We start from the raw sequence: 9598 nt of genomic DNA on the forward strand, positions 1-9598 counted from the left end.
GGCTTGTTTACGGGTGAACTTCGACGGCCCGTAGTAGACCGCGTGGAGCTTGGTCCATTCGCGAACACGAGCAGGGCTGCAGCCGGTATCGCGGAGGACCTGGGCATCGAAATGCTCCAAGGTCTCAACCGGGTTTGTTAAACCCGCCACGAGCGCTGCAAAAGGATTCATGCCGGTAACGCTAAACCCAAATCCGAAAACGTGCGAAAAGGGCCTGTGAATAGTTTTTAGTTATCCACAGCAGGCACGCGCCAAAGCATGCGCACAACGCGTGAGAAACAGCGAGGACCTGTAACAACGGGCCGGTTCCCTGCAAACCGAAAAAAGTTAAGCCACGCTCCGCGTCATGCCGGGCGGGCGGAACCTGGGAAGATTCCTCGATGAAGATCGCATGCAACAGTGAGCACGCTTTCACCACTAAACTCATCTGGGCGCAACTAATCACAATCTTCACGCCTTTCACTCGGCGTGTCTTTGAGTTAAAGTCTCAAGTGAAACTTAAACTTTGCCGCACAACGTAATTAAGTAACCGGCCCGGCCTAGGGGAGGGGAACCCCTGGGGTGGTGAGCTCCGGCATTTTGCCGTACCTTTTTGTTCGAATCAACCACTAAAGGGATACCTCCATGCGCTTGACACCACGACGTTTTCCCCGCAAGGCCTCTAAGGGCCAGATGCTTGCTATCGCCGCGGTCCCGACAGCTCTCGCTGTTGGTGTGGCCGTTGTACCGGCGGTTGCTCAGATCGGGTCTGCTGATCTGTCCAGCTCTTTGTCTTCTGGCCGTGGCCTTTCTGATGGTCTGCGTCCGTCGGACCCGCCACAACGTACTCCGATTGAGGTGGATGAGAATCCGCAGATTGAGGGTCTGCCTGAGGGGGTGACGGTTGATCGGATTGAGTGGTTGACGCAGCGTCGTGTGGCTGTGTTTATTAACTCTGCTGCGATGCCGGGTGAGCCTATCCAGGTGCAGATTCTGTTGGCAAGGGATTGGCATTCTAACCCGCAGGCGAAGTTCCCTGAGGTGTGGGCGCTTGATGGGTTGCGTGCGCGTGATGATGAAAATGGTTGGACCATCGAGACGAATATTGAGCAGTTTTACGCTGACAAGAACGTCAACGTGGTGCTGCCGGTGGGCGGCGAGTCCTCTTTCTACTCCGACTGGCAGAAGCCGGATAACGGTAAGCACTATATGTGGGAGACCTTCCTGACTAAGGAGCTGGTCCCGGTGCTGAATAATGAGTACCGTTCGAATGGTTCCCGCGCTGTTGTGGGTCTGTCTATGGGTGGGACCGCTGCTGTGAATTTGGCGGAGCGTAACCCGCACCTGTTCAACTTTGTGGGTTCCTTCTCTGGATACTTGGATACCACCACGAGCGGTATGCCCATGGCGATTATGGCTGCTCAGAAGGATGCGGGTGGCTATAACTCTGAGGCGATGTGGGGTCCGGTTGGTTCCCAGGACTGGATCGACCATGATCCGAAGCTGGGTATCGAGGCGTTGAAGGGCAAGACTGTGTACGTCTCCTCGGGCTCGGGCAAGGATGATTTTGGTAACGCTGAGTCTGTGGCGAAGGGGCCGGCCAACGCGGCTGGTATGGGCTTGGAGGTTATCTCTCGCATGTCCACCCAGACTTTTGAGCGGTATGCGAAGCAGGCGGGTGTGCCTATCATTACTCGCTACCGTCCGTCGGGTGTTCACTCGTGGGAGTACTGGCAGTTTGAGATGGCTCAGGCGTGGCCGTTCATCGCTGAGTCGCTGAATATTCCGGAGGGGGATCGTGGTGCGCAGTGCAACCCGGTTGGTGCGATCAATGAGGCAACTAAGTCCGGTGTCATTGGTTCGTGTGTGAACAACGAGTATGACGTGGCTGGCGGCCGCGGGAAGGCTCAGGAGTTCCGTTCTGGCTCCGCGTTCTGGTCCCCGGAGACTGGTGCGCACGTGCTGATCGGCGCGATCTTGGCTAAGTACAACGCTTTGGGTGGTCCGGCTGGATGGTTGGGCTTCCCCAAGACAAGTGAGCTGACCACGCCGGATGGCAAGGGCCGTTATGTCCACTTTGAGCGTGGTTCTGTCTACTGGACGCCGGAGACCGGTGCGCAGGCTATCCCGGGTGACATGTTCGCCGCATGGGGCAAGGGTGGCTACGAGGGTGGCCCGCTGGGCTATCCGGTGGCTGAGGCTGAGGCCGTGGGTGCTGGCTACGTGCAGAAGTTCCAAAACGGCTACCTGACCCGTAACCCGGAGGGCGTGGGCGAGGGCCACTACCAGGTCTTTGGTGCCATCGGTGCGAAGTATGCGGAGATGGGCACGGCGCGTTCTGATCTGGGCTACCCAACGAGCAATGAGAAGAAGATCAACGGTGGCTTCTTCCAGGAGTTCGAGCACGGTAATATCTACTGGTCCCCGGAGAGTGGAGCCCACGCGATTTACTACGGCAACATCTTTGATGAGTGGGGCAAGCACGGCTGGGAGCAGGGTCGTCTTGGCTGGCCAACGTCTGATATGAAGGATATTCCAGCTGGTGGTAAGACCATTACTTTCCAGCACGGCACGTTGGACGAGATCTTCGGTCAGGTCCGCGAGCGTAAGAACTAAGGAGTCACAACCCTCATGCGTAAAGTCGCAGTATCTGTGTTCCTCGCCGTGGCTGGTTTGACGTTGGCTGCGTGTGGTGGGACGACCGTCGATAGTTCTGATGTGACCGCAACCCCGAGTGCGGTGACGAATTCCGCGACGAGTACCGCGCCCACCACAACGAGCACGAAGTCGAGCGAGAAGCGCCCGGAAGATGATGCTTTGGCAAATGAAGGTGCTGCGAGCGAGGTCTCCGATTTTCCGGAAAACACCCCGAAGCGCCCTGCGGAGGAGGAGGCTTACCTGGAAGCTCTACGGGAAGGTGGAGTGAAAATTGAGGGGACCGAAGATCAACTTTTAGCAACTGCCGGTACGTTATGCGGTGGTGAAACTATCACTCGTGACGCGGTGGCTGGTCAGCTCATTGAGCAGCAGCGCACCTCACTTGACTATGAGCAGCTGATCAAGCTTATCGACGACGCCGCGCACGCCAACCTCTGCTAGTTAGGAGGCGCGCACGTGCGCACCCGCAAAGTCCTTACCCTTGTTACCGCCTTGCTTGTTGTGGGCGTCATCGCCTTTGGTGCGGTGAGATGGCTTGGGCCAGAAGGTGGTCCGATTGATGAGGGCCTGCGCCCAGGCCCAAGCGAGGCCGACGAGCCTGCATGGTGCCCGGCGGTGGAGGTCATTTCCGCGCCGGGTACGTGGGAGTCGTCGAAAGATGATGATCCGTTTAACCCGCAGGCGAACCCGGCAAGTTTCATGCTTTCCATTACCCAACCGCTGCAGGAGCAGTACGACATTAATGATGTGCGGGTGTGGACGTTGCCCTACACGGCACAGTTCAAGTCCGTGCAGTCCCGCAATGAGATGAGCTATGACGATTCGCGCGATGAGGGCACGGAAAGACTCAAAGCCGAACTGAAGTTCGTGGCGGACACGTGTGCTTCAACCCAATTCATTCTGGCCGGATTCTCCCAAGGTGCGGTCATCGTTGGTGATGTGGCTAATGAAATCGGACGTGAAGCCGGCGTGGTCAGCCCTGAGCGTATCGCCGGTGTCGTGATGATCGCGGATGGTCGCCGTGAGAACGCCGTGGGCATCAACCCCGGTGTGGAACTCGGTGGTGTGGGGGCGGAGATCGCGCTGCATCCCCTGAACCGAGTCGTGCAGGCAATCGTGCCTGGCGCCAGCATGCGCGGTGTGCGTGAAGGTGGCTTCGGTGTCTTGAATGATCGGGCAATTGAGATTTGTGCCCCGGATGACAGCATCTGCGATGCCCCACCAAATGTGGTGGATGCGCTGGGTCGAGCACAGGATTTGGTGAACGCGAATGGCGTGCACGCCATGTATGCATCAAATCCGAACGTGATTCCTGGCACCACAGCGAACGCTTGGACCGTAGAGTGGATTCGACAGCGCATCGCTGAAGTTAGTTAGCCACAACAAAAGGAACGGAACAAGTATGGATCTCGAGCAGCTGCTCTACCAGTTCTACAACGACGACAAGATTGACCTGCCGCCAGAGCTGTCGCTCTACCAGCTGTGCGAAATGCTCTACCAGGGCAGCGCAGAAATGGGCACGGGTGACCTGCACCAGATGCGCTACTGGGACTTCTCCGAATCGCGTGAGGGTACTCCGGTGGACTTCACTCGTGATGAGGTAATCACCCGAATCAAGGCCGTGGCTGCGCGCCTGCAGCAGACAGGCGCGCCGGGGGATCGTGTGGCAATTTTGGCGGCGAACTCCCCGGAGTACATCTTCGCCTTCATGGGTGCGGTGTATGCCGACCAGATTCCGGTGCCGTTGTATGACCCCAATGAGCCGGGCCACGATGAGCAGCTGCGCGCCGTCATGGCTGACTGTGGTGCCAAAACGGTGCTGACAAACAACGTGGGTGCTAAGGCCGTCCGCGAGTTTTTTGCGGAGGTGCCTAAGCCGGAACGCCCGCGCATCATGGTGGTGGATTCCCTGCCGGATTCCTTGGCGGATGCGTGGACCCCGCCAGAGGAGCGGGAAGGCATTGACTCGCTGGATGAGGTCGCCTTCCTGCAGTACACCTCCGGTTCCACACGCTTGCCGGCCGGTGTGGTGCTGACAAACCGTTCGATCTTGACCAACGTTTTGCAGATTTATGATGCAGCGGAACTGAAGATGCCGCTGCGCCTGTCCACGTGGCTGCCACTGCACCATGACATGGGCATCATCCTCACCGTCTTCGTGGTCATCATGGGTATTGAATTTGAACTGATGGCCCCGCGGGACTTCATCCAACAGCCGAAGCGGTGGACAGACCAGCTGTCCCGTCGTGAGGGTGATGAGGATCAGTTTGTTTACACCGTTGTACCGAACTTCGCCCTGGACCTTGCGGCACGGTACGCCGCGCCGGAGAACGCAGAAGACTATGATTTTTCACAGGTAGACGGCATTCTCATTGGTTCTGAGCCGGTCACCCGCGCAGCCGTGGAAACCTTCGTGGAGGCATTCGCCCCGTCCAAACTGGACCCGCTGGTGCTGCGTCCGTCTTACGGTCTGGCAGAAGCCACCCTCATCGTGTCCACTCCGCAGACCGAAGATCGTCCGCTGTTCAAATATTTTGACCGTGAGCAAGTCGGCGAAGGCCGGATCGTGGAGGTGCCCGAAGGGGACGCAACCGGTATCGCATTCGCTTCCAATGGGCAGCCGGTGCCGGATATGACGGTGGCGGTGGTGGATCCGTCGACAAGCAATGAGGTGCCGGAAGGAACCATCGGTGAGCTGTGGATCCACGGCGACAACGTGGCGGCGGGCTATGAAGGCCGCGAGGAAGATACGCAGCAGACCTTCCACAACACACTCGGTGAGCGCCTAGCCGAAGGCTCCACCGTGCCGGAAGGCACGCCGGATGATGGTTGGCTGGCCACCGGCGACCTGGTGTCTATCTACCAGGGGCACCTCTACATCACTGGTCGCGTGAAGGACCTCATTGTCATCGCCGGGCGCAACCACTACCCACAGGACATTGAGGCCACTGTTATGGAGGCCAGCGACCATGTGCGCCCCGATTCGGTGGCGGCATTTGCCGTGCCGGGCGAGGATGTGGAGAAGCTGGTGCTGCTGGTTGAACGCGTTGAAGGCGCTGACCCAGCCGCCGATGCACTCGCCGAGGATGCCATCCGTGGCGCAGTGAGCAGTAAACACGGCATCAGCCCAGAGGTTGTGCGCTTCTACGCCCCGAATGAAATTGTGCGTTCCTCCTCCGGAAAGATTGCCCGTCAGGTTAATCGAAAGAAGTATCTGGCTAACGGTTAACCTTGACCGTCCGATACATAACTGTATTGGCCTGTTCAATTTTTCAACGGTATTCAAAACGGTATTCCAAAGGAAGGACCTGTGGCACAGACGATGACCGAAGCAGAACTGATCACCTGGTTGCGGCAATGGATTTCAGATGCCACGGGGACCAGTGTCGATGAGGTAGACCCAGCTGCACCATTGGAAAACTTGGGGCTGTCCTCCCGCGACGTCATCGTTTTGTCCGGTGAGCTGGAAAACCTGCTGGATATCAAACTGGATCCAACGGTGGCCTACCAGTTCCCTACGGTGGAAGCGCTCGCACATGGGCTTCTAGCTGGCACTGGCCTGTCAGGTGAAGCGAAACCGGTGAGCACCCGCCGCGCGGCCGACGGTTCTGGGGATATTGCCGTGGTGGGTCGCGCTGGACGCTTTCCCAAGGCAGGTAACCCCGATGAGTTGTGGGATCTGTTTGTCACAGGCCAGTGCGTCACCGGTGAATTGCCGGAAGGGCGCTGGTCTGAGTACTTGAGCGACCCGGTGATGGCCAAGAAGATGGAGGAACAAAATCTTCAGGGTGGCTACCTGGAGGACATCCGCAGCTTTGATAATGAGTTCTTTGGTCTGTCCCCGCTAGAAGCCACCAACATGGACCCCCAGCAGCGCATCATGCTGGAACTGGCCTGGGAGGCACTCGAAGATGCCAACCTGCCCGCGAGTGATCTGCGCGGGGAATCCGTCGGTGTCATCGTGGGATCCTCCTCGAATGATTACGGCATGTTGATCACCTCTGACCCGGCAGCGGCGCACCCGTATGCGTTGACAGGTACGGCGAGCTCCATCATTCCGAACCGTATTTCTTACGCCTTCGATTTCCGCGGCCCAAGCGTCAACGTGGACACAGCGTGCTCGTCTTCCCTGGTTGCGGTGCACCACGCCGTGCGCGCATTGCGCGATGGGGAAGCGGATGTGGCCCTGGCCGGTGGTGTGAACATTTTGGCCTCGCCGTTCATCTCAACTGCGTTTTCAGAGCTCGGTGTGATCAGCCCGACTGGTAAGATCAGCGCATTCTCTGATGACGCGGATGGTTTCGTGCGCGCGGAAGCCGCCGGTTTCATCGTGCTCAAGCGCGTCGAGGACGCGATTGCGGATGGGGATGACGTGTTGGCGGTGATCAAGGGTTCAGCGACGAATTCGGATGGCCACTCCAATGGTTTGACAGCCCCGAACCCGGAAGCACAGGTTGACGTGCTGCGTCGCGCGTACGCGGATGCTGGTGTGTATCCGGCAACGGTGGACCTGGTGGAAGCCCACGGCACGGGCACGGCGCTGGGTGATCCGATTGAAGCCACCGCCCTGGGTGAGGTCCTGGGATCGGGCGCTGGTCGCCCGGATTCGGAGCCACTGCTGCTCGGTTCGGCGAAGTCCACCATCGGCCACTCTGAATCCGCCGCTGGTGTGGTGGCCATGATCAAGGTTATCGACGCATTGACGCACGACACGGTTCCGCCGACGGCGAACTTCACCACGCCGAATAAGTACGTCGACTTTGATGCGCAAGCCATTGAGATTGTGGAGGACCCCCGCGAGTGGCCGCAGTACTCAGGCCGTCGCACTGCTGGTGTTTCGGGCTTCGGCTTCGGTGGCACGAATGCGCACGTGGTGCTCACTGACTTTGATGCGTCGGACTACAAAGTCGAGGCTGACATACCTGCCGCGCTGATTGATCCGGAGAACCCCGACTTGGTGCTGCTGCCGGTCTCGGGCTTGCTGCCATCGCGCCGCCGCGATATGGCAGGTGTGCTGGAAGAGGCGCTGGAGAAAACCGGCGCAAAGACGGATCTGCGTGCCGTTGCGCGCACGTTAGCTGGCCGCAACCATGGCCGTTCGCGCGCAGTGCTCACTGCTTCCACCATGGATGAGGCCGTGAAGCGCATGGGCTACGTCGCCCAGGGCAAGAACACCCAGGGCGTCTACTCCGCGGACAGCCCGGCGGCGGTAGGGCCGGTGTTCGTGTATTCCGGTTTTGGTTCGCAGCACCGCAAGATGGCCAAGCGCCTGGTGGAGGTGAACCCGCTGTTTCGGGAGCGCATCCAGGAGCTGGACAAGGTTGTTGCCTTTGAATCCGGTTGGTCCATGATGGACCTCATTCTTGACGACGAGCAGACGTACGACACCGAAACCGGCCAAGTCACCATCACCGCTATTCAAATCGCGGTGACGGACCTCCTGGCCAGCTACGGCATCACTCCGGCTGCCACGATGGGCATGTCCATGGGTGAAATGGCCGCGGCTTACGCCGCCGGTGGCTTGTCCGCCGAAGACGCCCTGACCATTGCGTGCGCCCGCGCCCGCCTCATGGGCGAGGGGGAGAAGCAGGTTGCTGGCACCGATGCGGAAGGCGCCATGGCCGTGGTGGAGTTGAGTAGGGAGGAGTTGGCGGAATTCGCGGATAAGCATCCTGAGGCCGCCGGCGTTGAGCCCGCTGTGTACGCGGGTCCGGGCATGACCACCGTGGGTGGGCCGGGCAAGGCCGTGGACTATCTGGTGGCGGCGCTGGAGGCTGAAGAGAAGTTTGCACGCAAGCTGCAGGTTCGCGGCGCGGGCCACACGAGCATGCTTGATCCGATCCTGGGTGAGCTGGCCGGTGAGATCGCTGGAATTGAGCCGAAACCCCTGGGTATCACGCACTTTGGTTCCGTTGATGGCACGCATCATGCCGGTGAGACCGTGCATGATGTGGATTACTGGATCCGCATGACGCGCCAGCCGGTGATGTTCCAGGATGCGACGGAAGCGGCTTTTGCTGCTGGTCACACCACGATGGTGGAGATTTCCCCGAACCCAGTGGCAATTATGGGCATGATGAACACGGCGTTTTCCGTGGGCAAGCCGGATGCGCAATTGCTGTACTCCCTCAAGCGCAAGGAAAATGAGGTGGCTACGCTGCTTGACCTAGCCGCCAAGCTGTATGTACAGGGCATGCCAGTGGATCTCGCCGCGATTGCTGGGGCTGGTGCGCGCGCGGAGCTTCCGCATACGCAGTTCAAGCGCAATGATCTGTGGACGGATGCCCGGCCGTCGGCCTCGGGTTCCGGCCCGCTGGGTGCGCGCGTGTCGCTTCCCGACGGGACCTTGGCGTACGCCACGCAGGCGGACCAGATTTACTCGGTCATGCAGCTCGTCGAACTCGCCGCGGCGGCAACGGACCCCAATGCGCGCGTTATTGCCGCGGAGGAACGCGCCCCACTGCCCGCTTCAGGCGAGCTCACCACCTTGGTTCGCCGGGGTTTGGGTGGTCTCACCGTCACGGTTCACAGCGGGGAAGCGCTCATCGCAGAAGGCTTTGCTACGACGCTTGACCTCGCCGCAACCCCTCTCCCCGGCGTGACGGATAATCCCCAGCCGCCGGAAGTGGCCGCTGCACGCGAGTTGGCGGAAGCTGCCCGCGAGTCCGGTCTTCCTGGTGCCGTAGATGTGGAGCCTGTCGTGTGGGACCCGGCCAAGGAGACCGTGGAGGAACGCCTCCGCGCCATCGTGTCTGAGTCCATGGGCTATGACGTGGATGACCTGCCGGTGGAACTGCCGCTCATTGACCTGGGCCTGGATTCCCTCATGGGTATGCGCATTAAGAACCGCGTTGAAAACGATTTCCAGATCCCGCCGCTGCAGCTCCAGGCGCTTCGCGACGCATCCGTGGCCGACGTGATCCAGATGGTGGAAGACGCCGTGGCTGGTCGGCCTGTGGCC

The 9598-nt window shown here is 59.8% G+C and carries 5 protein-coding genes; all 5 read left to right on the forward strand.

The window, feature by feature from the left end:
• The first annotated feature begins 624 nt into the window (after nucleotides 1-624).
• Nucleotides 625-2595 carry an alpha/beta hydrolase-fold protein gene (locus HMPREF2129_RS02410; protein WP_034662677.1) on the forward strand — a complete coding sequence of 657 codons (1971 nt, stop codon included), beginning with the start codon at nucleotides 625-627 and terminating at the stop codon, nucleotides 2593-2595.
• 15 nt (nucleotides 2596-2610) lie between these two features.
• Nucleotides 2611-3078 (forward strand): hypothetical protein, encoded by a 468-nt coding sequence (locus HMPREF2129_RS02415; RefSeq protein ID WP_034662679.1) that lies wholly within the window; start codon nucleotides 2611-2613, stop codon nucleotides 3076-3078.
• 15 nt (nucleotides 3079-3093) lie between these two features.
• Nucleotides 3094-4014: a cutinase family protein gene (locus tag HMPREF2129_RS02420; RefSeq protein WP_034662682.1), complete on the forward strand. Its 921-nt coding sequence runs from the start codon at nucleotides 3094-3096 to the stop codon at nucleotides 4012-4014.
• Between the two features lie 25 nt (nucleotides 4015-4039).
• A complete protein-coding gene (locus HMPREF2129_RS02425; RefSeq protein ID WP_034662685.1) occupies nucleotides 4040-5866 on the forward strand; it encodes a FadD32-like long-chain-fatty-acid--AMP ligase in 1827 nt (608 codons plus the stop codon).
• A 93-nt stretch (nucleotides 5867-5959) separates the two neighbouring features.
• The coding region (locus HMPREF2129_RS02430) for a type I polyketide synthase (RefSeq protein ID WP_034662687.1) at nucleotides 5960-9598 on the forward strand (3639 nt) is incomplete at its 3' end.

Origin of the sequence: Corynebacterium tuscaniense DNF00037, assembly GCF_000759055.1 — a bacterium.
Classification (GTDB): Bacteria; Actinomycetota; Actinomycetes; order Mycobacteriales; family Mycobacteriaceae; genus Corynebacterium; species Corynebacterium tuscaniense.

Excerpts from the sequence above, each read along its gene's own strand:
- HMPREF2129_RS02410 (WP_034662677.1), top strand. The coding sequence starts at position 625 with ATGCGCTTGACACCACGACGTTTTCCCCGCAAGGCCTCTAAGGGCCAG.
- HMPREF2129_RS02415 (WP_034662679.1), top strand. The coding sequence starts at position 2,611 with ATGCGTAAAGTCGCAGTATCTGTGTTCCTCGCCGTGGCTGGTTTGACG.
- HMPREF2129_RS02425 (WP_034662685.1), top strand. The coding sequence starts at position 4,040 with ATGGATCTCGAGCAGCTGCTCTACCAGTTCTACAACGACGACAAGATT.